At 51.5% G+C, this 24,561-nt stretch carries 16 protein-coding genes; 2 read left to right on the forward strand and 14 right to left on the reverse strand.

The features are described from left to right. On the forward strand, positions 1-8,082 hold an 8,082-nt coding region (locus tag QUF18_RS17745; RefSeq protein ID WP_289388603.1), incomplete at its 5' end, for an Ig-like domain-containing protein. Positions 8,083-8,263: 181 nt separating this feature from the next. Here QUF18_RS17745 and QUF18_RS17750 read toward each other — a convergent pair. Together QUF18_RS17750 and QUF18_RS17755 are read right to left on the reverse strand one after the other, a co-directional pair. Then, positions 8,264-9,274 (reverse strand): alpha/beta fold hydrolase, encoded by a 1,011-nt coding sequence (locus tag QUF18_RS17750; RefSeq protein ID WP_289388604.1) that lies wholly within the window; start codon positions 9,272-9,274, stop codon positions 8,264-8,266. Beyond that, a complete protein-coding gene (locus QUF18_RS17755; RefSeq protein ID WP_289388605.1) occupies positions 9,271-10,479 on the reverse strand; it encodes an MFS transporter in 1,209 nt (402 codons plus the stop codon). Before QUF18_RS17755 ends, QUF18_RS17750 begins: the two co-directional genes overlap by 4 nt. Positions 10,480-10,609: 130 nt before the next feature. Here QUF18_RS17755 and QUF18_RS17760 point away from each other — a divergent pair, with 130 nt between their 5' ends. After that, positions 10,610-11,512, forward strand: coding sequence for a LysR family transcriptional regulator (locus tag QUF18_RS17760; protein ID WP_289388606.1), 903 nt, complete (start codon positions 10,610-10,612; stop codon positions 11,510-11,512). 71 nt (positions 11,513-11,583) lie between these two features. Here the strand turns inward: QUF18_RS17760 and QUF18_RS17765 are convergent, their stop codons facing one another. From QUF18_RS17765 to QUF18_RS17820, 12 genes are all read right to left on the reverse strand, one after another. Then, on the reverse strand, positions 11,584-12,792 hold the full coding sequence (locus QUF18_RS17765) for a lactate oxidase (RefSeq protein ID WP_289388607.1): 1,209 nt from the start codon (positions 12,790-12,792) through the stop codon (positions 11,584-11,586). 38 nt (positions 12,793-12,830) lie between these two features. Then, a complete protein-coding gene (locus tag QUF18_RS17770; RefSeq protein ID WP_289388608.1) occupies positions 12,831-13,397 on the reverse strand; it encodes a YceI family protein in 567 nt (188 codons plus the stop codon). 247 nt (positions 13,398-13,644) lie between these two features. Further along, complete coding sequence (locus QUF18_RS17775; protein WP_289388609.1) at positions 13,645-14,235, reverse strand: nucleotidyltransferase family protein; 591 nt, start codon at positions 14,233-14,235, stop codon at positions 13,645-13,647. Continuing rightward, positions 14,228-15,154: an XdhC family protein gene (locus tag QUF18_RS17780; protein ID WP_289388610.1), complete on the reverse strand. Its 927-nt coding sequence runs from the start codon at positions 15,152-15,154 to the stop codon at positions 14,228-14,230. Before QUF18_RS17780 ends, QUF18_RS17775 begins: the two co-directional genes overlap by 8 nt. Positions 15,155-15,231: 77 nt before the next feature. Then, positions 15,232-16,494 carry a c-type cytochrome gene (locus QUF18_RS17785; protein WP_289388611.1) on the reverse strand — a complete coding sequence of 421 codons (1,263 nt, stop codon included), beginning with the start codon at positions 16,492-16,494 and terminating at the stop codon, positions 15,232-15,234. Next, the gene (locus QUF18_RS17790; RefSeq protein WP_113944143.1) at positions 16,491-17,030 is read right to left on the reverse strand and encodes a (2Fe-2S)-binding protein; all 540 of its coding nucleotides are present in this window, start codon (positions 17,028-17,030) and stop codon (positions 16,491-16,493) included. The genes QUF18_RS17785 and QUF18_RS17790 overlap by 4 nt, the downstream gene beginning before the upstream one ends. Next, on the reverse strand, positions 17,027-19,783 hold the full coding sequence (locus QUF18_RS17795; RefSeq protein WP_289388612.1) for a xanthine dehydrogenase family protein molybdopterin-binding subunit: 2,757 nt from the start codon (positions 19,781-19,783) through the stop codon (positions 17,027-17,029). Before QUF18_RS17795 ends, QUF18_RS17790 begins: the two co-directional genes overlap by 4 nt. Positions 19,784-20,360: 577 nt before the next feature. After that, positions 20,361-20,684, reverse strand: coding sequence for a GNAT family N-acetyltransferase (locus tag QUF18_RS17800; RefSeq protein WP_289388613.1), 324 nt, complete (start codon positions 20,682-20,684; stop codon positions 20,361-20,363). A 47-nt stretch (positions 20,685-20,731) separates the two neighbouring features. Beyond that, on the reverse strand, positions 20,732-21,382 hold the full coding sequence (locus tag QUF18_RS17805; RefSeq protein ID WP_289388614.1) for an NADPH-dependent F420 reductase: 651 nt from the start codon (positions 21,380-21,382) through the stop codon (positions 20,732-20,734). 121 nt (positions 21,383-21,503) lie between these two features. Then, on the reverse strand, positions 21,504-22,541 hold the full coding sequence (locus tag QUF18_RS17810; protein WP_289388615.1) for an LLM class flavin-dependent oxidoreductase: 1,038 nt from the start codon (positions 22,539-22,541) through the stop codon (positions 21,504-21,506). Between the two features lie 75 nt (positions 22,542-22,616). Continuing rightward, a complete protein-coding gene (locus QUF18_RS17815; RefSeq protein WP_289388616.1) occupies positions 22,617-23,291 on the reverse strand; it encodes an FMN reductase in 675 nt (224 codons plus the stop codon). A 63-nt stretch (positions 23,292-23,354) separates the two neighbouring features. Next, a complete protein-coding gene (locus tag QUF18_RS17820) occupies positions 23,355-24,482 on the reverse strand; it encodes an LLM class flavin-dependent oxidoreductase (RefSeq protein ID WP_289388618.1) in 1,128 nt (375 codons plus the stop codon). Positions 24,483-24,561 lie beyond the last annotated feature (79 nt).

The raw sequence follows: 24,561 nt of genomic DNA on the forward strand, positions 1-24,561 counted from the left end.
CGCCTCAATGGGAATGGTGCGGAGCCAAACGGCTTTATCCGTATCTATTCCGGCGGCAAGCTGCTGGGTCAGGTACAGGCGGATGCTTCCGGCAACTGGGCCTTTGACGTTCCGACCCTGTCGGAAGGCAAACACGCATTCATTGCCACCACCGTTGATGCGGCCGGTAATGAGGGCTCCAGCTCTGAACCATTTACACTGACGGTTGATACCACAGCCCCAAGCAGCACGGATGCGGCGATTACATCCGTTCTCGATGCAGCAGAACCGATTGTCGGTGAAGTGACCAATGGCGGCATCACCAATGATCCGCGCCCTGTGATCTCCGGTACAGCCGCAGATGACATCAAACTGGTGCGTATCTATGACGGTACAACTCTGCTTGGTGAAGTTGAAGTCACAGACGGCAAGTGGTCCTTCGCACCGGACAGCGATCTGGCCAACGGTGCCCATTCATTCCGCGTTAAAGCGGTGGATGCGGCCGGCAATGAAGGCGCCTATTCAACCACATGGCGTATCAATGTTGACACATTGGCACCAAACGCGCCGTCGATCACATCGGTCTATGATGATGTTGGCGCTGTTCAGGGCAATGTTGCTGACGGCAAGTCCACAGACGATCTGCGCCCGACCATCTCCGGTGGCGGTGCAGAAGCCGGTTCCACTGTCAAAGTCTATGACAACGGTGTGCTGCTAGGTGAGACCAAAGCCAATGCCAATGGCACATGGAGCTTCACACCAGCGGCAGATCTGGCAACAGGTGCGCACAGCTTTACAGTGACGGCAACCGATACAGCGGGTAACGAAAGTGCCCAGTCCGGCAGCTGGCGGGTTACCATTGATCTGTCTGTGCCAAAAACACCGACGATCGATCAGATCTGGGATGATGCCCAGCCGGGTATCGGCGCCGTACCAAAAGGCGGCACCACCAATGATACCACCCCGACCCTGTCGGGTACGGCAGCACCGGGAACCATCCTCAAGATCTTCGTCAATGGCGAATATGTTGGTGAGACCACCGTACAGGCCACAGGTCAGTGGAACTATACCGGCTTTGTCAATGACGGCAGCCATACCTTCACGGTGCAGTCGGTCAATGAGGTTGGTACATCAAGTGCGATGTCCGATCCGTTCACGATCATCGTCTCGACCGCTGTGCCTGGCACACCGTCAATCACAGAAGTGATTGATGATGTCGGCTCCATCACCGGAACTGTCGGCAACGGCAAGCCAACCGATGATACCCGTCCTGAGATCAAGGGTAAGGCCGATGCCAATGCCAAGGTCAATATCTATGACAGTGGTACAATCATTGGACAGGCAACAGCTGATGCTGACGGCAACTGGAAATTCACACCTTCGACCGATCTGACAGAGGGTAATCACTCCTTCACCGCCAAGATCGTTGACGGTGCAGGCGTTGAGGGTCAGCCTTCAGCACCATACACCATCGTTGTTGATACCACCCCACCGGATGCCCCGCGCTTTACGATTGGCTATGACGGTGTTGGCCCTGTGATTGGTGAATTCGGAGACGGCGCGATTATCAATGATAATCGTCCGAAGCTATCGGGTGCCGGTGCTGAACCAAATACGAAAGTCGGCATCTACCAAAACGGTACTCTGGTTGCCACTGTCACCGCTGATGCCGGTGGCCAGTGGAGCTGGAAAGCTACAGACGCACTTGCTGACGGTACTTATACATTCACGGCAAAAACAACCGATATCGCAGGCAATGTGAGTGCGGTTTCCGAAGCCTTCACCATCACTGTGGATACGGTTGCACCGAATGCACCGAAGATCGACAGCATTACGGATGCTCAGGAACCGATTACCGGCAACGTCTCGAAAGACGGCTTTACCAATGACACCACACCAACTCTGAAGGGTTCGGGTGCGGAGGCCAACAGTATTGTCCGTATCTATGACGGTGCGACAATGATCGGTGAGGTCAATGCCGATGCGTCCGGTAACTGGAGTTATGTGCCTGTTAATCCGTTGAGCAATGGTCCTCACACCTTCACCGTTGTGAGTGTGGACGGTGCTGGCAACGTCTCCGCCAAGTCTGAAGCCTATAAGATCACTGTTGATACACTGGCTCCATCATCACCTTCTATCACCAACGTCTTGGACGATGTCGGTGCAGTTCTGGGTACGGTTGCCAACGGCAAAACCACTGATGATACCAAGCCACGCCTCTCCGGCTCCGGCGCGGAAAGCGGTTCCATTGTTAAAATCTACGACAATGGTACTTATATCGGTGAAACCATTGCGAATGCCAATGGCACATGGGCGTTCACACCGACCACAGATCTTAAAGAAGGTGCGCATAGCTTTACCGTGACAGCCACAGATAAGGCCGGCAACGAGAGCGGTGAATCCATCGCATGGGCTATCACTGTTGATCTGACACCACCGGTTAAACCGGAAATCACAGCCGTCTATGACGATGTGGCTCCGGGCATCGGGAATGTTCCGAATGGCACGCCGACCAATGACCCAACACCAACTTTGAACGGTAAGGGTGAAGTCGGTTCGACGATCCGCATCTATGAAGGAACAGTGCTGCTCGGTGAAACCACTGTGCGTGCGAATGGTACATGGTCATTTACCACGCCGTTGCAGGAAGACGGTTTGCGGGTCTTCACTGTGACCTCTGTGGATGAGGCAGGCAATGTGTCTGTGCCTTCCGACAGCTGGTCTGTAGTGATCTCGACCATTCCGCCGGAAATCCCGAAAATTGAAAACCTGTTCAATAACAATGGCTCCGAGAATGTCAGCGTTCCGAATACGAGTGTGACCAATGATCAGGATCCGTTGCTGACCGGTACGTCACAGCCAAACCTTGTCATTCGTATTTATGACAATGGTGCGCTTGTCGGCTCCACAACGGCGGGTGCTGATGGTAAGTGGTCGTTCAACTTCAAGGATGCCAATGTCAAGCTGAGCGAAGGCTATCACAGCCTGTCGGCAGCGGCCGTGAATGAACTGGGCTTTGAAGGTTCACAATCATTCCCGCGCATCGTGACGATCGACATCACACCTCCGCCTCCGCCGGTCATTGTCAGCGCAGCTGACGATGTGGGTACCATTATCAATCCGACCATGCCGAGCGGCTCTCTGACCGATGATACCTTGCCGTCGTTCCGTGGAACTACGGACGCGTATCATGTCATCAAGCTTTATCGTGACGGCGGTATTCTGGTTGGACAGGCCACCGCTGATGGTAGCGGTAACTGGCAAATTCAGCTGACAGAACCGCTCGACAGCAAAACGCATAATTTCTATGCGACTGCGACTGACCCTGCAGGCAACGTCAGCACCAGCAATTCGAGCATCTTTACGCTGACAGTGGATGCGATTGCACCGGATGCGCCGGTTATCACCCGTATTGTGGACAATGTTCCGGATCATACCGGCAATATTGACAAGGGCGGACTGACCAACGATCCGGCACCGCGTGTTGAAGGTACGAGCGAGGCAAATGCTACGATCAAAATCTATGCAGGTGGTTTGCTGGTCGGTACGGTCCGAGCCAATTCCAGCGGCGCATGGTCTCTGAAACTGCCGGAAGGTCTGCCGGATGGCAGCCATACGATTACCGCGACAGCAACGGATGCTGCCGGTAATACAGGTCCGGCATCGGAAGGCTATACAATTGTAGTCGACACGATTGCACCGAACGTACCAACAATCACCGGTGTGATTGATGATGTTCCGGGCAATGTTGGTGAGTTTGGTAATCGTGCAACGATTAACGACAATCTGCCGGAACTCGTCGGTCGTGGTGAAAAAGGCACCACAATCACTATCTACAACGGAAGCACTTATCTGGGTACGACTGTTGTCGGCGATGACGGAAAATGGAGTTTCCAGGTCACCCGCACACTGGGCGATGGTACGCATAAATTTACTGCAACAGCAACCGACCCTGCCGGTAACACCACAGTTGCGTCCAGCGTCTTCGAGGTTACCATTGATACGGTTGCGCCGAATGCGCCGACATTTGACACTGCTCGTGACAATGTGACCAACGCAGATTTGGCCAGCGGCGGTTACACCCGTGACACACGCCCAACCCTGAAAGGTAAGGCTGAACCAAACAGCACGATTGAGATTGTAGATGCCGTTTATGGTGTTGTCGGCACAGTCAAAACGGATACGTCCGGTAACTGGCAGTTCCGCGTACCGGTATTGCCGGATGGTGTGTATAATTTCAAAGCCAAAGCCACAGACGAAGCCGGTAATACCAGCGTCTCATCTTCGGGCTCCGGCTATCGCATCACGGTTGATACTGTTCCGCCGGTCAAGCCAACGATTGACGATGTTGCGGATGCAGTACCAGGCGGTATTGTCGGTACCATTCCGAGCAATGGTCTGACCAATGACGCCCGTCCGATGTTGAAAGGAACGGCGGAAGCCGGTACGACACTGACCTTCTATGGTGGCAGCAACGGTACAACCGTGCTTGGCACAATGGTGGTGCCAGCAAGCGGCAACTGGACATGGACTGTGCCAAATGCCCTGTCCAACGGCACTAACCAGCTGGTCGTCAAGTCGACAGACCTTGCAGGCAACGCAACTTCCTCAACCCCATGGGTTATTCTCGTGGATACAGTTGCGCCGAATGCGCCTTCAGTCACCACCGTCTACGATGCGACAGAACCGGCTGTTGGTAATATCTCCAATGGTGGCTACACCAATGAGACCAAACCGCTCTTCTCCGGCACGGCTGAAGCCAACAGCACGCTGACGGTGATGATGAATGGTCAGGAGGTGACCAAACTCACAGTTGGTGCTGACGGTAAATGGACATGGAAGCCGGATACTGCTCTGGTCGACGGTAAATACGACTTCACCTTCAAGGCGACGGATGCTGCGGGCAATACCAGCTCGAACAGCTCAACCTTCACCATGAATGTGGATACTGTTGCACCAACAAAACCGCTGATCACTTCGATCTATGATAGTACATCACCGGTAACAGGAGAACTGACGAATGGTGGCTATACCAATGATCCGAAGGCGCGCCTGACGATTACCGGTGAGCCGAATGCGACTGTGATCATTTATGATAATGGTCTGCAGGTAGGCACAGTCACGCTCAATTCAAGCGGGACAGCCACATGGACACCATCGGCGAATATTCCGGAAGGTAAACACACCTATACGGTGAAGCAGGTTGATCGTGCCGGTCTCGAGAGTGAAATCTCGGAACCATGGGATATCACTGTTATTCTCAACCCACCACCGGCACCAAAAATTACTCAAGTTGTTGACAATGTTGACATGTTCACTGGCCCGATAGCGAATGGTGGCCTGACCAATGATAAACGGCCTGTTGTATCTGGTGAGGGGGTTCCTGGCACAACTATTAATCTTTACACGTCGTACAATAACACCTTCCTTGGCAGCGCGGTTGTCGATGCAAACGGTAAGTGGACGATTACACCAACAAAAGATATTTCATATTACAGCGAAGTGGTTCAGCTGACTGCGAAAGCAACTGACCTTGCCGGTAATATCAGCCCGACATCAGCATCATGGCAGTTGTCTGTAGAGTCCAGTTCGCCAAATACAGGATCCATAATTCTCAGCCCGAACCCCTATTTTGATGATGCCACAGACTCATTGATTATTGAAGGTAACATCCCTGCAGGACAGCTCGGGGTTAAACTTGCGGTTTTCCGTAATGGCGTTCAGTTATCTGTGCAGGTTTTGGAGATCGAAGGTAAGTATAAAATTGTAATCCCTCGGGATCCTAACGGAGGATGGAGCGAGTATAAAATCTCGTTCTTTAACGAGGCCGGGAATATTGCTCCTGTTTATAATAGATATTACTACAACAGTATCAATGTGAACGGTGTGTCAAAATCGTTCCCTACTGACATGTACTCACTATTCCATTTCAACTCGGACAAGGGCTTAACTGCACCGAAATTGACCTATCTGATTGATGGTGTCGGCGCAGTGCAGGGAATGGATTTTAACAACGCCGTTACTGATGCGAAAACACTAACATTAGCCGGTCTTGCAAAATTTGTGCCTGGGGGAGTAAATACCATCACTATCTATCAGGATGGTGTTGTTATTGGAACAACAACAATAGGCACTGATGGCAAATGGCAATTGGTTGTGAATAATATTCCAGAAGGCCCTCACGTTTTCACTGCCACACTCACTGCAGGCGGAAAAACAAGCGCAGCTTCTGAGGCATTCAATGTCACAATTGACACGACACCGCCAGAAGCGCCAATTATTGATCAAGTGGTTGCTGATGAGGGTATTTATGCCGGTGTGATCGCGAAAAATGGCTTCACCAATGACAAAACATTGGAACTGAAAGGAACGACTGAGCCTTTTGCGACTGTCCGTATCTACAATGGTTCGACGCAGATTGGACAGGCCAAAGCTGACGCAAACGGTAACTGGACCTACACAACCGGTAACTTACCTGACGGTACGCATACATTCCGTACACTTGGTATTGACCAAGCCGGCAATATGGCAACACTGGATCTGACAAAACCGGGTTATGTCGTGACTGTCGATACAGCGCCACCTGCACCGCCTATTATCAATACGGCTACTGATGCGGTTGGCCCTTATAAAGGTGATATACCGAATAATAGTATTACCGATGACAAACAGCCAACCTTGAACGGTAAAGCAGAACCACTCAGCACGGTGCGAATCATGGCGCCGGATGGCAAAACCATTCTTGGTACTGCCGCCACCGATGCAAGTGGTAACTGGTCGTTTAAGCTTCCGACAGCTCTGGCGGATGGTAAATATACCTTCACGGCCATTGCAGTTGACCGTGCCGGTAACATTGGCAATGCCTCCACCGGTTTTGCCATTGAGATCGATACAACGCCACCTGTCGCACCGGTGATCAGCCGTGTGCAGGATACTGTGCCGCCGAAAGTCGGTGATCTCAACAGCGGTGATGCGACGAACGATACCCGTCCGTCCTTCTCCGGTACGGCTGAAGCCAATGGCAAGGTAAAGGTCTATCTCAATGGTGTTGAAATCGGCAGTGCCGACGTCAATGCTTCCGGGGCATGGACCTTCCGTCCGGCAGCAGACAAAGCCTTTGCTGAGGGAACCTATAACCTGACCTTTAAGGCGATGGATAAAGCGGGCAATCTCAGCACAACGGAAACAACCTTTAAAGTGGTTGTAGACGTTACACCGCCTGCCAAGCCGGAACTGGATCAGATCATTGACGCTGTTGGTGCTGAAACTGGTCCGGTCAGCAATAATGGTACAACAGATGACTCTCGCCCAACCTTTAAGGGTAAAGGTGAAGCGGGTGGTCTGGTGACCATTATGGATAATGGCAAGGTTCTGGGAACAACCACTGTCGGCGCCGATGGTACCTGGACCTTCAGACCAGACGCTGCCATGACCGCAGAGGCACACACGATTACCATCACAGTAGCTGATGCTGCCGGTAACGTGAGTGCGGCTTCTGACCCATGGAAGATCACTGTTGTCCGGCCAGCCGGTGGTGAGGTTAATCCGGACGGTGACGGTATGGATGCCTTCAGTGCAGGAGCAGATGCCGGTGATGCGCACAGCTTCGCAGCCCGCTCTGTCACGGATGAACCGCAGACAGAAGAACAGCATGAAACCGAAACTCATGTCGCTCCGATGTCTCTGGATATGTCTGGTGTTCTTGCAGAGCTCGACGTGCAGGATGGTCAGGGCTTCGACGATAGTAATTATGCTGCCAATGATTATGACGACCAGTCTATCTTGGCTGGCCTGATTAATCTGGCGGATGCAAGTTCGGATATGTCCGCTCAGGCTGAACAGTCTGATGACATGCCTGAGGAACTTGCCGGTCTTGATATGACTGCTCTTGCCAATGAGGTCTTTGAGCAGCCGGATCAGACAGAGGCAGAAGAGATTGATCTCTCTGCACTACCGGAAGCGCCTGCCGAGCCTGTTGCATCCTCTGCTGATGTAACTCCGGCAAGCGAAGTTCCGACCGTGGCGGGCGATGTTTACACACCGCCAAGCACAGCTGATCTTGAGCTGGAACGTCTGCTCCAGCAATCCGCAGCCCAGTTCTGATCTGACCGGATTTGAGCAAAATAATAAGGCGCCTCTGAAAAGAGGCGCCTTATGCATTTCAACAGCGGAAAACAGAGCATAATTCCTTAAACTTGGATCAGTTTAAGGAATTATGCTCTAATTTGAAAGTGTTAGAGCGACCTTTGTGTGCCAAGTCTGGCACACGGCGCTCTAATCGCACTCATCGCGCCAGCAGCTCCGTAATCGCCTGCTCGATGATTTGCGTATCCGCATCATTCAGCCCCTCACCGGCCACATGCCCCCAATGGGATTGCAGTACACGCAATTCCGCCCGCGGAATTTTTGCCGCTTCCGCAGCAGCATCTTCTACGGTGAAGTACAGATCCGTCGAAGACGGCATAATGATCGTATCTGCCTGAATGGCCGCCAGTGCTTTGTCCAGATCGCCCTGATATGTTGCATTAGCGCTGATATCGGCATGGCGTCCTGTCCAAAGCTGCGCAATCAGATTATTGGCATCACGTTTTAAGAACCAGCCTTCCCAAAAGTCGATGAGAAAATCCTCTAATGACGAATAGCCGAGTGCTGTTTCATCCAGACGCTCTCTGAAAAAGCTTTGCGAGAAACCCCATGCCGCATAGATACGGGCTGCAACCCGCAAACCCTGATGTGGCGGCTGCGTGTAAAAACCTTGTTTAAACGCCACATCCAGCTCAATCGCCGCCCGCACACTGTCGAAAAACAAGCTGAAATGACGAGATGTCCGCGCTGCACTCTGAAACGTAAATAAGCGTTCCACTTTATTGGGAAAAGCCGCAGCCCATTCAAACGCCTGCGCCCCGCCGAGTGACCAGCCAATGGCCAGCCGGATTTTCCCGATACCAAACTTTTCCGTCAACAGGCGAGATTGCTGCTGCACATTGTCATGCAGTGTAACTTGCGGAAAACGGCTGCCATTATTCGGCGCTGCACTATTGCTTGGCGAGCTGGACAAGCCGTTACCAAACGCATCAGGGATGATGATGAAGTATTTTTCAGGGTCTAGCGCTCTTCCCGCACCGATCAGCCATGCCGCATCCTCATGTGTGCCAGCAAAAGAGGTCGGATAGAGGATCACATTGTCTTTCGCGGCATTGAGGGCGCCATAGGTTTTATAGGCCAGTCTTGCCTGCCGGATACAGCGTTTTGACTGGAGCTGAATATCGCCGAGTTCAAAAACATCATAGGTCATGGCTTCACCTGTCCATGCCGAGCGGGTCTCATGAACACTGTAAGTAAGAGCGCGATTGCTGGTAATACTGAAGCAATCAGCAAGGTTGTATGCAGCCCGAAACCATCAACAACACGGCCTCCGGCAAAAGAACCAAGCGCAATGCCGATGTTGAAAACAGCAACAAAGAGCGAGGTGACGATTTCAATCGCGTTCGGTGCGGATTTCATCATCCACGTCTGCAAGGAAACAGAAACACCACCATAGGCAATCCCCCATAGCACCAGCATAATTGCACCGCTGATCTGATTGCCGCCAATGATGGCAAAACCGGCAATGGTGACAGCCAGCCCCACAGCTATAGCAAGCAATGTTTGGGTCGTTTTGCGTCCCGCAACCATGCCTGCAAGAAAATTACCGCTAATCCCTGCAATGCCGTAACCAAACAATAACAGCCCGATCCATTCAGAGCCAAAGCCGGACAGGTTTTGCAGTAAAGGATGCACGAAGGTATAGGCCATGAAATGACCGGCCACGAGCAGCAGGGTCAGAGCCAAACCCAGCTGTACCGGACGCCTGCCAAGCTGTGCGGTAAATTGCTGCCATCTCACGGAGGCATCGACCGGCAAAGCAGGCAAAGCAATCAGCTGTGTGAGTAAAACAATAAGACTAAACAATGCCATACCGGCAAACGCGATACGCCATCCGGCTAATTCACCGGCCAATGCGCCAAGCGGCACACCAAGAACGGATGCAACGGCAACCCCGCCGAAAATAAGTGCCGTTGCGGGTGCAACGGATTGTTCCGGTACCAATCGGCCAGCAAGCCCGCCAGCCACCGACCAGATACCCCCCATACAAAAACCAACAATCACGCGGGCGAACAACAGCCACTCAAAACTGGGTGCCAGTGCGGATATTGCATTGGCGCACATCAGCAAGATCATCAGGCCGCTGAGAATAATACGCCGGTCGATACGTCCCGCTGCCAGCACGACAATGGGTGCAAACAAAGCCGCGAGAATAGCCGGAACGGAAATCGTCAGCCCTGCGATACCGACCGAAATTTCATAAGCTTGTGCGATCGGTGTCATCAGTCCGACAGGCAGCATTTCGGTTGTGACAACCGCAAATGTCGACAGCGCAACTGCATAAACCGCTGGCCAGTTTCCCTTATCTGCCCTGCTGTCAGCTATCCGTTTTGATTGTTTGATCGCTTGTTCCACAACCCGTCCTTTCTTCAGAAATGCATTTTGCAATGCGGGTTGCATGCTTTACTGTATCTGGAAATAAGATAAACATAGCCACCGTGGAAACACTGGCGACAAATCGTGTTCAATGTGACGGATAATCATCATGATCAACCACTTCGGAGATCTGCTGGCTTTTGTAAAAGTCGCAGACAGCCAAAGCTTTACCCAAACGGCGGAACGGCTTGGTATGTCCCGTTCAGCCGTTGGAAAATGCATTGCGCGATTGGAGGAAAATCTGGCAACGCGTCTGGTGCATCGCACCACCCGTTCTGTGCGCCTGACCGAAGAAGGTAAATTATTTTACGATCATGCCATGCGCATTCTATGCGAGGTGGATGATGCGGAAGCCGCATTAGCGCAGCGCAATCAAACACCTAAGGGTCGTTTGCGTATTGATCTGCCCATCGCTTTCGGACGCTTGCACATCCTGCCTTTACTACAGAATTATCTCGCTCAATGGCCGGATCTGGAGGCCGACGTATCCTTTTCCGATCACTACCGCGATCTGGTAGCCGATGGCATTGATATAGCAATACGGATCGGCGGGCCGGCCGATAGCGGCCTGATCCGGCAGGTTCTGGCACCGCATCGTTTCATCACCTGCGCATCGCCTGCCTATCTGAAACAACACGACATGCCCACAACACCGGATGATCTTGCCAGGCATCAGACGATTATATTCACACATGCCAACAGCCCTGTTCCCTGGCAGTTCTGCATCGGAGATGTTGAGCGTCAGATAGATGTTCAGGGTAGTTTAAGACTGGGGAATACAGAAGCTATCCGCGATGCCGCCTTAGCCGGTACGGGACTGGTACAGCTCGGAGCGTTTCTTGTCGGTGAAGATATAAAACAGGGCAAACTTACAGCCGTTCTTGAAAATTACAGCCGCGAAGAGCCGCCCATCTGCGCCGTCTATCCGACACGGCGTCATGTTTCTCCGAAAGTGCGGATGTTTATCGAACATATCCGCAAACAATGGGCAAACCACTTGCCATGGAGCTAAGTACATCTTGATGCGCCACTAAAAAACGACCGGAGCTACCGGTCGTTTTCTTTCATTACCTGAGCGAAAAATTATTCGAAATCTTTATCGCTATAGAGCTTTGTTTTCTTCACAGCTTCGATGTTTTTCGCACCACCAAGCATCATATTGATAGTCAGTTCTTTATTCAGCTGCTGGATAACAGAGTTCACACCCTCCGCACCGCCAAGATTAAGACCATAGAGGATCGGGCGGCCGACAGCGACCACATCCGCACCGCTTGCCAGCACCTTAAAGACATGCGAGCCGCGACGCACACCACTATCAAAAACAATCGGAACACGCTTGTTGACGACCTTGGCAATTGACGGCAACACATCAAAGGATGCAGGGCCACTATCAAGCTGACGGCCACCGTGATTGGAAACCCAGATGCTGTCCGCACCGGCTTTAATCACCACATCAGCATCTTCCGGCGACTGGATACCCTTCACGATCACAGGCAGACCGGTCATATCTTTCACGTATTTAATATCAGATGGCGTGAAAGCCTGTTTAGCCTGCGCATAGATTTCGCTGATGCCTGCGCCCTTACCGGTTTTCGAACCGTCATCATTCTGCTTGGCAAACAGTTCCAGATTGGCAAAACCTAACGGAAACTGGAAATCATTCTTGATGTCATCTTCACGATAACCACCGACAGGAGAGTCAACCGTCAGAATAATTGCCTTGGCGCCGCTGTCTTTGGCACGCTTCAGGGTAAACTCATTGAACGCTTCATTCTTGCTCATATAGAGCTGGAAGAAGAACGGATTACCGTCAGAAACTGCAGCCACTTCTTCAATGGTTTTATTCCCATAGGTGCTCAGCGAGAAGATTGAACCTGCTTTTGCCATGCCTTTGGCGGTTGCGATTTCACCATCCTGATGTGCCAGCCCCTGCGCTGCCATAGGTGCCTGAATGACCGGCGTTTTCAGATCAATACCAAGATAGCTGGTCGTCAAATCAATATTGGACAGTTCGATGCCCTGCATAACGCGTGGCATAATATACTTCTTATCGAACACCGAGGTGTTGGAGCGCAGATTCTGCTCGTTTTCCGCACCGCCACGGATATAGCCGAAAGCGCCTTTATCCATATTGGCTTTAACCTGACCTTCCAGCTCGTTCAGATTGGTGATCTTAACGGGGCCTTCTGCGGTACTGGCTTTATAATCTGCCGCATGTGCAACACCGAGCGACAAAGCAAGCGCAATTGCACTCAGTGATACTACAGATTTTTTGCTCATAAATTTAGTCATAATACTAACTCCCGGCTTCGCGCCGATTAGCTATCAGCTTACTGCTTGACAGCTTCTGCATGAATTTTCAGAGTAACCATTTTTTCCATCCCTTCTTTGACAAGGAAATCGACGCCCCATTGGGTGCGGTCGATCGTGACTTCAAAATCACCGCCACACACTTCGGCATTGAACATCGGGTTCTGATAGCAGCTGAATTTTGTTGCTTTGAGCTGTACCGGATGGGTCTGACCTTTGATTGTCAGGTTACCGTCAACGGAAACGAGTTTGTTATCAGCCACATTCCATTTGGTTGAGGCGAAATCAATCGTCGGATATTTTGCGGCATCCAGCAAATCTGTGCTTTTCAAATGCGCATCAAAACCTTCGATACCTGTATTCAGAGTATCAACAGGAATAGAGACTTTGACAGAACCGGTCTGCGTTTCCGGTGAATAGCTGATATCGCCTTTAATGCCGTAGAAACCGCCACTATTTGTAGAGGTGTTAAAATGGTCAATATAGAACATTGCTTTTGTATGATCAGAATCAAGCTTGTAATCAGCTGCCTGAACCGCTGTTGCTGAAAGAAGTGAAGCGAGCAGAGGCAATATAATTTTCTTCATTGAAGAATTCCTATTCTGGGTATGCTTAACAGCATCAAGATGTTTTCTGCATGCAACAGAATTATCTTTTGGTTAGATACGAACAACACAAGAGACTGGAGGAATCTGTGCTGTTGTTATGACCAGAGAATAAGACAGGTTCCCGCTATCGGGTAGATCGGATTTTAATAAGCTCTGTTCCAAAAACAGGACAATTAAGTGAATTTAAAAAGAAAAAAGCAGTAGCGAAGGGCTAGGCGCACCAAAATCAGGCAGAGAACGCGTTAAAAAGCTTCCGGATAGTCTCAAAATCATTCACAGTATCAATATCTGCGAAGGCAGGAGCAGGCTGCTCCACAAAATCCGCCTGTGGCAGGAGGCTACGCGCCCCGCCCTCACCGGCAAGCGGCAAAGCCCTCAGATATTCTGTACGACATAAGGCAGGCGGGCCGCGATAGTCGCCGGAAGCAGATGCGATGACCGGCGCGGCACAAAACTGAGCCGATTGCAGTAATTGCTCAATATGCAAGCGCGGCACCAACGGCATATCCGCAAGGCAAATCAAAACCCATTCCTGGCTGATTGCGCGCAAGCCCCTATGCAAGGAACCGAGCATACCGGTCTCCACATCTTCTGTCAGCGCCAGTGTAAAACCGGCATCCGCATAGCCTTGCGTCCATGGCGCATAATCGCGGCAGGTGACAATGCGTTGCGCCCACGGAAAACCATCCACAACCTGCAAAATATGATGTGCAACAGGCTTCCCGCCTAGCATGGCGCTCAGTTTGTCGCCATCGGCATAACGTGAACCGGCACCAGCGCCCAGCACCAGAACAGCAGTGGCAGATGCATCAGGCATGAACCGCACTCCGCGCAGTATCTGCTTTCAATTTGCAGGACATAATCTCTGCCAGCACAGAAACGGCCAGTGAGCGCGCATCCCGCACAGGGCCAAACAGGCCAACCGGCGCTGAAAGACGCGCAATCTGTGCTTCAGTGAAACCGTCTTGCAGAAGCTGGCTACGTCGCGCCTCATGCGTGCGTCTGCTGCCGAGGCAACCAATATAAAAAGCAGCGCTGTTCAGCGCCTGCTTCAATAAGGGCAGTTCTTTATCGAGATCATGCTGAAGAAACACCACAGCCGTTGCCTCATCAATATCCGCAGGCAATGCATCGCGCATGGTCTCGATATTCAGTGCAGAAGCCGCCCGTTGCAGGACTTCACTTTCCAAACCCCGCCCTAGCAGCACAATGCGTAAAACAGGTGGCAGCACGACAGCAAAGACACCAGCCTGCCAGCCGGTTTTCAGCGCTTCAGAACAGCTCAGCATCTGTTTTTCGGGATGATATGTCAGCGCAATTGTGCGGCGTTGAGCATGGGCTTTAAGCGCAGCATCCAGTGCATCAGCATTTTTCAGCACATGAACAACCAGTGCAATGCCACCGCCACAAGGCAAAACCACGTCAAAATAGGACGATCCTTTGCCGAGCTTCACTGTTCTGTCGCGGTTTTCTGCCAGCGCCTGCACAGCCTCATGCGCAACAACACCCTCAACACAGCCGCCGGAAACCATGCCGCAATAACCGCCTGTCGCCGTTACGGCCATCATCGAGCCTAATGCACGGGACGAGCCGCCATTGATTTCAACCAGCGTGACCAATGCGCAAGCCTCCCCCTGCCGGAGCGTATCATGGGCAAAGCGCAGGACATCAAGTGTCTGATCTGTATGAAATAAGCGATGCACATCGACTGTTTCAGGCGCGATATCATCGGTCATCGGGAATGTGCCTTATTCAAATTATCTCAAAAACATACCGGCGGATTTTCACCCGCCGGTATCGGTAGCACGCAGAATTAACTACCTGCTTTTTCAATATCTTTCACTGTGATATTGGCAGGCTGACCGCCCCATTCGGCACGCATGTAATTGACCAGATCAGCAATCTGCTCATTGGTCAGCGCACCTTTAAAGCCAGGCATCGCCTGCATCACTTCGCCATTGGCAAGACGCTGCTCGGCAATACCATCCTGAATGACATGGATCAGATTGCTCGGATCCGCCAGCATTGCACTGGTATTGGTGGTCATTGCCGGTGCAATATGCGGCTTACCTTCACCATCCACGCCATGACAACCAGCACAGACAGCCATATAGGCATCACGGCCACTCTGACGTACAGCCGCATCAATCGCCACCGGCGTTTGCTGTGGTGCTTCCGGCAGTTTATCACCGGTCAGATAGGTCTGAATTGCTGCAATATCCTCATCCGTCATATATTGGGACGAATGCAGCAACACCGGATACATTTCCAGTGTCATTGTGCCCTGAGGCGACATACCGGTCTTGAGGAATTTGCGCATATCCTCAGCCGTCCAGCCACGCGATGCCAGCGCTTCAGGCTTCAGACTTGGTGCGGTGATCTTGCCGAGAATGCCGCCCTCATAGGCTGAAGCCATCTGCAAACCGCCAATCGCATTACGCGGCGTATGACATTCCTGACAATGGCCGAGAACATCCGTCAGATAAGCACCATTCGCCACCTGTGCAGATGCATTGGCAGGCATTTGCAGTTTCGGATTGACCAAATTCCAGTAAGACAATGCCCAGCGCTGATTAAACGGGAATGGCAGCCCCACTTCCGGATTAGCGCGTTTGACCGGTTGCTGCTCCATCAAATAGGCATAAATCGCATCAGAATCTTCCGGACGGATTGTATGATACGACACATAAGGCATGGCCGGATAAAGCCATTTGCCGTCAGCGCGAACACCATCCGCTACCGCATGATAAAATTCAGCCGATGTATAATTACCGATACCAGTTTCTTTATCCGGTGTAATATTGGTGCCATAGAGCACACCAAACGGCGTATCAATCGCCAGACCACCCGCATAAGGCGCACCATCCGGCGATTGGTGACAGGCCGCGCAATCGGCTACAGCCGCGAGGTATTTACCGCGCGTAACCAGCTTGGTTTTTTCCTCGCCGGTCGCAGCCAGACGCTGCGCGGATGCTTTATCATCATAGGCTGATTTAACAGGCCAGAACGGTACAGAAGCTGCAACGACAGCACCCAAAACACCAAGCCTGAGAATCCATTTTACTGCTGGTTTCATTTAACAAGCCCCGGCGTATTCATGACAACATCATGCACCGCACTGTAATAACGCACATAACCGGTGCAGCGGCAGATATGGTCATTGAGTGAATCTTCAATCACCTGCTTCACATCTTCTTTTGCCACTGGCTCTTTCTGCAAACGCTCGACCAGTACAGTCGCTGCATTCACAAAACCCGGTGCGCAATAAGAGCACTGGAAGGAGAAATGGTCGAGGAAAGCTTCCTGAATGGCAGAGAGCTTTAACTGTCCGTCTTCACCTTTGGTGGCGTGGCCTTCAATGGTACGGATAGAGCGGCCATTGAAATAATGAGCACCGGTAATACAGGTGCGCATTTCACGGCTGGTGCCATCCGCCTCATCGATAATCACGGTACAAGCGCGGCAAAGTCCCTGTCCGCAGCCAAAACGGCTGCCGGTCAGGTCTGCATATTCGTGCAGAAAATCCACCATCGACAATTCTTCAGGAACCGTCATCGGCCCTACCTGCTGGCCGTTGATGTTCAATGTAATTTCGCGTGTCGGGATACTCATGACAATGCCTCTTTAATCTTTTCTTCCGTCAGCGGGAGTTCGCGCAGATATTTGCCAACGGCATGCGCTACCGCATTGGCAACCGCAGGAATGGTCGGAATCTGTACGACCTCCGCAATGCCTTTCGGATGATCTTCCTGTGCTGTAACCGGCAGGATATTTGCCGTCTGCTCCCAGACAGCCACATCTTTACCGCGTGGCAGACGATAGCGGTTGAAATTCCAGTCGCCGCTGCCCGGACCATCTTCATAAAGCGGCATGCCTTCATACAGCGCATGACCGATCGACATACCGATACCGCCCTGCAACTGACCGGACACAAATTCCGGTACCAGTACACGACCGCAATCAAGCGATGAATGATGCGACAGGATTTTCACCTCACCGGTGCCGCGATTGACGCTCACTTCAATCAGTGCCGATGCCGGTGCAAAACGTGACCAGCTGGCATTATCAACCTGCGGGTCCATATAATGCACATTGCTGCGCTCAATGCGCTGCCATTGCTCAGAACCGGTTTGGATAGCCAGACCATCAATCGGACGACGGGTGGTTTCGCCAAGAATATCGTAATCGGCTTCACCCCAGCCCCAGCGATCAAAGGCATGAACCATTGCGCCGGTAATGCCCTTAAGCTCATGCGCTTTGGCCGCCAGTTCTGCGAGGCTCAGTGAACGACCATCGGAAAGGACAAATTTCTCGTCTTTCCATGATGCACCGGCAGCAACTTCAACGCTCACATTCCACAGAGCCGCAGCCGCAGGAATGATACCGCGTTCATAAATGAGACGACCGGCTTCATGTGTGCCATGGGTAAAGTAGAATGCACTGTTCGTTGCACTCGATGCCGAAGCCATTGCCGGTGTCCAACGTGAATCCGGTGACATCTCATCCTGATGGGCTTTATCCATCACAAACGGGCTGAGTGTGGCAAACATTTCCAGCGGCGACCAGTTAAGGGCAGCACTTTCAATCTCGTCAGCAGGTTTACCCAACCAACGGGAGCACATCAAAGCCTGTGTGCTGACCGCACCAGTGCCGATTTCTACCGCAATATGATGCAACCGGATTTTGCCTTCCGGTGTCAGTGTAATCGCCGCTGCAACAGCTTCATTGGAGTTACCAAAGCCTTTTTTGGCAATCGCATAGCCAACACCGTATTTCAGCGCAGGGTTTTCTGCTTCGAACTCGGCTTTACGCTTCGTGCGGTTTGCCCAGACCGGATGCGCACGGTCAGCTTCGATCATCTCGCGCATACGGCACAAGCTCAGCGGGAATGCACCGGCAGAACTGCGTTCACCGTCCTGCAGAGCATTGATCAGACGCAGCTCCATAACGTCCACGCCGAGCTCTTCAGCCAGTTCTTCAACCAGCATTTCCGTGCCGATCTGTGCTTCCAGCGAACCGAAACCACGAACAGAACCGGACATTGGTGCGCGGGAAGACTGCGCAACAGCGGCAATATCATTCTTAGGGAAGTAATAAATCCCCTGCGCAGCACCGGCAGCAACCTGTGTCACTGGTGTAGTATAATTCTGACGGCCACCGCCATCCAACTCCAGATCAGCCACCAGAGACTGCATTTTCAGCGTCTTACGGTTGATACCGAGACGATATTTCATACGGATCGGGTGACGCTTGATTGCAGTCTGGAAATGTTCTTCACGATCAAGCGCCAAGCGCACAGGGCGACCTTCCGCAAAGAGTGCAGCTACGATACCGTAATACGGGAACGGGCTATGTTCTTTGGTGCCGTAGCCAACCGTATAGGCCGGATGGCCCTTCATCTCACGCACATCAAATGTGCTTTTCTTGAGCATCGCCGCAGTGCCGGTCATCACCTCATGCGGGCTCTGGCTCGCCATGATGACTTCCAGCTTACCAGATTTTGCATCATACCAGCAGTTGCAATTGTCAGGCTCAAGCGCTGCCGCATCAATGAACGGCGAATAATATTCGCGCTCAATCACATGCCAGTCTTCCGGCGGTGTATTCAGCTCTGCGCGAATGCCTTCGGCATAGGCCATGCCGCGTTCCATCACTGCACCGGCAGCATCTGCTTTCGGCCAGTTGACATCATTCTTGTCATAACTTGCGAGAACATAACCATCATCGACCGGATTAAACAGGTCTTTTTCGGCTTTCGCGCCGCCTTCACCCTCTACACGCACGAATCGGAAATTGGCGAGGGGTCCCTGCTCTACCGGCGCAGTCGTTTCACCATAGCGGATGATTTCATCACGCTTGGTTTTATAAATGCGCTTGGCAACGGAGAAACGGGCAAAATCACGATAAATCAGGATTGCCAGCGGGTGACCGAGAAACAGCGGCACTTCCCCTTTAGGCAACAACATTTTCTGGCCATAAGTATACGGATCATAGAAGTCGAGACCAGCTTTAACCGTATCTTCGGCTGTAACCAGATAATCCGGCTGCAAATCCTCACCCAGCAAGGACAAATCCAGATCCAGAAACGGCGCATCCGCGCGCATCGACCAGACGACAAAAGCATGTGCCTGCTCCTTCGGCCAGTCCGGCATATCCTTAGCACGGATATCACGGGCGAAAACCTTGGAACCTGTTACCTTAGCCACGCCGTCAATCCGGCGCTTCAACTGCGTTGTACCTTGCGGGAGCGGCAAGTCGAGAATTTTGTTTTCAAACAATGCCGCGCGTGCTGCGCGGATCGGAAGAATAGTGACCGCTATTCCGGACGCTGTAAACTTGAGAAAGTCCCTGCGTGTCGGTGTCATATGAGTACTCCCAGAGTTACCGGAGCGCATTTCAAAAACAAGGTAATATTTACCGGTTAAAATGCGCATTTATTCTGATTGTCAGGACATTGCCCTGATATTGACTACAAGTAAGCCATCAAACGAACTGATCTTTTATAAAGACACGACGAAATCAGGTTTGTAATTGACTGAAACTACTCAAAAATATGCAGTATATAATATCCAAAATTATGACACGGATAGAATAAATCAATATCGGGACATATTTTCTTACGGATATAGGTTTGGTATATTGCCATTCATCTTAATCCATTCTGCGTTTCAGGAAAATACCATCGACGAAAACGAGTAAAATCTGCGCAACTCCGACCAATATTCAGCTAATAGAATAGGGCTAACACATTTTAGAACAGTTTCAAGATCACGAAAATGAGAACCATTAACATATTGATTTTCAATATTTTTTTATAAAAAAATAACCTTATATTTTGCAAAATATAAGGCCATTTCTGACATTCGAATCTCAAATCAATAAAAAAGCAGGCACTTAAAAGCGCCTGCTCAATATACTTGATTAAAACTATCATGTATTATTTTAAACAGCAGGTTCTTCGCCCGGTGCCAAGGTCATAACATCAGCCCAATCCGGATGGCGGCGATATTGCGCCCGCACATAAGGACAAAGCGGCAGGATACGAAAAGCGTTTTTACGCGCATCTTCAACCATATAGGTCACCAATGACAGCCCCGCGCCTGTGCTGCGCATGCTATCTGGTACACCGGTATGATCGGCACTGATAACCCCGTGAGCACGGCGCGTAAACGTAATTTCCGCTTCACCCTCGATACCATCTGCACGCGCAACATAACGCCCGTGACGGGCATCAATTTCCTCAATGCTAATTTTAAGATCAGTCATTCAGATGTCTCCTTATGCATTTACCTCAACCAGTAACCTTATAAAAATCAGACTGCTTGTTTCAGGGCAAACAATTCAACCATATCATCGCGGGTCAAGGATGCGCCAAAGACCGGCGTTCCGGTAGTGAATAACCGGCTCGATGCCAATGGCCCTGCATCCACAGGATCAAAACCGATCCGGTCGATAAATTGCGCGACACTCTGCCGTGCACCCATGTCATTACCGGCAATCGCCAATGCCCGTCGTTCAGAATCTCCTTTCGGGCGAGCCTCTTCATCAATCTCATGATAGCCCATGTGATTGAAACTACGCACCAGCCGCGACTGTGACAAGAAGTTCTGCACCACTTCACTGCTTGAAGTTTCAGTTTCAAACTCAGCAATCGTACCGTCTGTCGGCGCCCAGTAATTCATCGCATCAATAACAATTTTACTCGCCAGTAGTTCCGGTTGTAATTCGCGATATTTGGATAAAGGCAGCGCGAGGATCATGATATCACTTTCCGCAATCACCTCCTGTGCACTTGCAGCCATTGCACCCGGCACCATAATTTCAAGCAACAGAGCTATCTCTGCCGGTGCTTTGGATGTCGCAATTTTTACTGCATAACCCGCCGCAATTGCGCGACGGGCTATAGCGGTGCCGACACGGCCGGCACCCAGAATACCAATTGTTTTCACTTCGGTGATTTGCATCTCAGCAATCTCCTGCTACTTGAAAGCGTATCCCGAAAAGTGGGAACCCGTTTTCGGATAAGATACGCGCAGAAACAAATGGATGGAGTATTTTCAACAATTCGGTTCAAACCGAAAATACTCAATCCACGCCAAGTTCCGCATCAACCAGAGGCTTCACTTTGGTTCCCAGCAATTCAATCGAACGCAGAAAATCCTTATGCGGCATCTGCCCCACATCCATCTGGAAAAACTGGCGCATATGACCGAGCTGTTTTTGCAGTGTGATAATCCGCTCCGCAATTTCCTCCGGCTCACCGGCAAAGATTGCGCCACCTCCGCTGGCTTCACTGTCATAATGCGAACGTGGCGGTGGTGCGAAACCGCGGATTTTACCCAACTGTTCCGTCACCGCATGCCAGTGCGTCCAAAAGAAATCTTTGGCCTGCTTAGCATTTTCACCAATATAGCCTGGCACGGCGACCGAGACTTTCAGCTTTTCCGGTGTAATTTCAGCCTGTGCGCCTGCACGGCGATACAACTCAGCCAGAGGCGCGAAACGCGCAGCCTGCCCGCCGATAATCGCATAGGAAATCGGCAATCCGAGAATACCGGCGCGTAACGATGAATGCGGATTACCGCCGGTTGCCAGCCAGATTGGCAGCGAGCCACGATCAGGACGCGGCACAACCAGCGCTTCATTCAGAGATGGGCGGAATTTACCCTGCCATGTCACGCTTTCGCTCTCATTAATCTGCAACAGCAAGTCAAGCTTCTCGGCATAAAGCTCATCGTAATCATTCAGACTTTGACCAAAGAGCGGAAAAGACTCTGTTGATGAACCACGACCGGCAGTGATTTCCGCACGACCATTCGACACTGCATCAAGTGTTGCAAATTGCTGATAAACACGCACCGGATCGTCTGTACTCAACACTGTTACCGCACTGCCCAGCTTGATGTTTTTTGTGCTGGCAGCTGCAGCACCGAGAATAACGGTTGCAGCAGAGGCTGGCATTTCCCGCGTATGGTGTTCACCAATCCCGAAATAATCCAGACCGACTTCATCGGCCAATTGAATGGCTTCCAGCAAATTGCGTGTTGCATCTGCGGTTGAGCCTAACTCACCGGTCTGCGTATTTTTCTGTACGTCGCCGAAACTATAAACGCCAAGTTCCATGATACTGGCTCCTTTCAGTGCAGGTTCTTTCACGCCGCACTTTTAAATTCTTAAATAGGTGGCAATCTCTGTGCATCAACCGGCAGAACCAGTACGCCCCTTGAGCAATTGCGCGAAAGGCGTAACGGACTGGCTGAGCTGCACACCGGAATCCCGTTTGCGCTGATCATTGATATTCGGCACAAAACCACCGACACCGGATTTTTCAGCCACCACAAGAGCTGCAAACTCGGTGGCTGCACGCTGAACACGTGACGTGAGATCGTGTCCGGCTTCACTGCTGCCAAAATCTTCTGTTGCAGCAAAAACGCCGGTTGGAACCACAGTTGCCCGCAGGTAAGAAAACAGTGGCCTTAAGGCATGGTCCAGCACCAGAGAATGTCTGGCGCTTCCGGCTGTTGCCGCAATAATCACCGGCATACCGTTCAATGCATTGGTGTCCAGACTATCGAACAGCATTTTGAACAACCCGCTATAGCTGGCTGTAAAAACCGGTGTCACGGCAATCAACCCATCGGCAGCAGAAATCTTCTCCTTCACCTCAGAGAGGCGCGGGGTCGGAATGCCGCCGGTTGCCATGGTTGTTGCCAGTTCCACAGCCAGTTCACGCAGTTCGATTACCTCAATCTGCGCGTCTTCACCACGCGCACCGATTTGTGCGGCTGTTGCCTGCGCAATCTGATCGGCCAGCATACGGGTTGATGATGGCTGCGACAGACCTGCAGTCAAAACAAGAATATGACGTGTCATGAATATCTCCTTTGCCAAGCGGACTTGGATCAAGGGCGGAGAGTTCCCCGCCCTTTACGCAATTCAGGCTGGCTGCTCTGCGCTCTCGACCGGAATAACCTTACGGTGTTTACCATCCGGCCCCTGTGCCCGCAGGTTTGCGTGACTTGGCGGATCACTCGGAATATGCGACGGGCGACGCGCTTCAAACTCTTTGCGTAGCACCGGTACCACTTCCGTGCCTAACAATTCAATCTGCTCCAGCACCACCTCTTCCGGCAGACCGGCGTGATCGACGAGGAACAACTGGCGCTGATAATGACCGGCATAATCAGCAAAGCTCAGTGTTTTCTCGATCACCTGCTCCGGCGAACCAACAGTCAGCGGGGTCATTTCCATAAAGTCTTCCATTGACGGTCCGTGACCATATACAGGCGCATTATTGAAATATGGCCGGAAATCACGAATGGCATCCTGACTGTTTTTGCGCATGAAAATATGTCCGCCGAGACCGACAATCGCCTGATCCGCACTGCCGTGACCGTAATGTTCAAAGCGTGAGCGATACAGATTAATCATCTGCTGGGTATGCTCCTTGTTCCAGAAGATATGGTTCGCGAAGAAACCATCCCCATAGAACGCAGCCTGTTCCGCAATTTCTGTACTGCGAATGGAACCGTGCCATACGAATGGCGGCGTATCATCCAGCGGTGCCGGTGCCAGTGTAAAACCACGCAGAGGCGTACGGAACTGACCTTGCCAGTCCACGGTCTTTTCACGCCACAAACGGCGCAGCAGATGGTAATTCTCAATCGCCAGCGGAATACCCTCACGGATATCCTTGCCGAACCACGGATAAACCGGTCCTGTATTGCCACGTCCCATCATCAGATCAACACGACCATCAGCCAGATGCTGCAGGATCGAAAAATCCTCAGCAATCTTCACCGGATCATTGGTGGTGATCAGGGTTGTCGAGGTTGTCAGCTGAATTTTGCTGGTTTTGGCAGCAATCCAGCCAAGCATGGTCGTCGGTGAAGACGGCACAAAAGGCGGATTATGATGTTCGCCGGTAGCAAAAACGTCGAGACCGACTTCTTCCGCCTTCAGAGCATATTTCATCATCGACTTCAGCCGCTGATGTTCGCTCGGGGTTTTGCCGGTTGTCGGATCAGTTGTTACGTCACCGACGGTAAAAATTCCAAATTGCATGAGTACACCTGTCCGTTAATTGTCTGTTGTGAGATTCTCAACAACAACTTCGTTGACAGAAACATAATCATAGAATGGT

This window comes from Pseudochrobactrum kiredjianiae, assembly GCF_030362795.1.
Lineage (GTDB): Bacteria > Pseudomonadota > Alphaproteobacteria > Rhizobiales > Rhizobiaceae > Pseudochrobactrum > Pseudochrobactrum kiredjianiae.

What these genes read in the sequence shown, in the direction of transcription:
- QUF18_RS17800 (WP_289388613.1), bottom strand. Translation starts at nt 20,684, where the DNA reads ATGACTGATCTTAAAATTAGCATTGAGGAAATTGATGCCCGTCACGGG.
- QUF18_RS17760 (WP_289388606.1), top strand. Translation starts at nt 10,610, where the DNA reads ATGATCAACCACTTCGGAGATCTGCTGGCTTTTGTAAAAGTCGCAGAC.
- QUF18_RS17810 (WP_289388615.1), bottom strand. Translation starts at nt 22,541, where the DNA reads ATGGAACTTGGCGTTTATAGTTTCGGCGACGTACAGAAAAATACGCAG.
- QUF18_RS17805 (WP_289388614.1), bottom strand. Translation starts at nt 21,382, where the DNA reads ATGCAAATCACCGAAGTGAAAACAATTGGTATTCTGGGTGCCGGCCGT.
- QUF18_RS17770 (WP_289388608.1), bottom strand. Translation starts at nt 13,397, where the DNA reads ATGAAGAAAATTATATTGCCTCTGCTCGCTTCACTTCTTTCAGCAACA.
- QUF18_RS17790 (WP_113944143.1), bottom strand. Translation starts at nt 17,030, where the DNA reads ATGAGTATCCCGACACGCGAAATTACATTGAACATCAACGGCCAGCAG.
- QUF18_RS17750 (WP_289388604.1), bottom strand. Translation starts at nt 9,274, where the DNA reads ATGACCTATGATGTTTTTGAACTCGGCGATATTCAGCTCCAGTCAAAA.
- QUF18_RS17765 (WP_289388607.1), bottom strand. Translation starts at nt 12,792, where the DNA reads ATGACTAAATTTATGAGCAAAAAATCTGTAGTATCACTGAGTGCAATT.
- QUF18_RS17815 (WP_289388616.1), bottom strand. Translation starts at nt 23,291, where the DNA reads ATGACACGTCATATTCTTGTTTTGACTGCAGGTCTGTCGCAGCCATCA.
- QUF18_RS17820 (WP_289388618.1), bottom strand. Translation starts at nt 24,482, where the DNA reads ATGCAATTTGGAATTTTTACCGTCGGTGACGTAACAACTGATCCGACA.
- QUF18_RS17775 (WP_289388609.1), bottom strand. Translation starts at nt 14,235, where the DNA reads ATGCCTGATGCATCTGCCACTGCTGTTCTGGTGCTGGGCGCTGGTGCC.
- QUF18_RS17780 (WP_289388610.1), bottom strand. Translation starts at nt 15,154, where the DNA reads ATGACCGATGATATCGCGCCTGAAACAGTCGATGTGCATCGCTTATTT.
- QUF18_RS17795 (WP_289388612.1), bottom strand. Translation starts at nt 19,783, where the DNA reads ATGACACCGACACGCAGGGACTTTCTCAAGTTTACAGCGTCCGGAATA.
- QUF18_RS17785 (WP_289388611.1), bottom strand. Translation starts at nt 16,494, where the DNA reads ATGAAACCAGCAGTAAAATGGATTCTCAGGCTTGGTGTTTTGGGTGCT.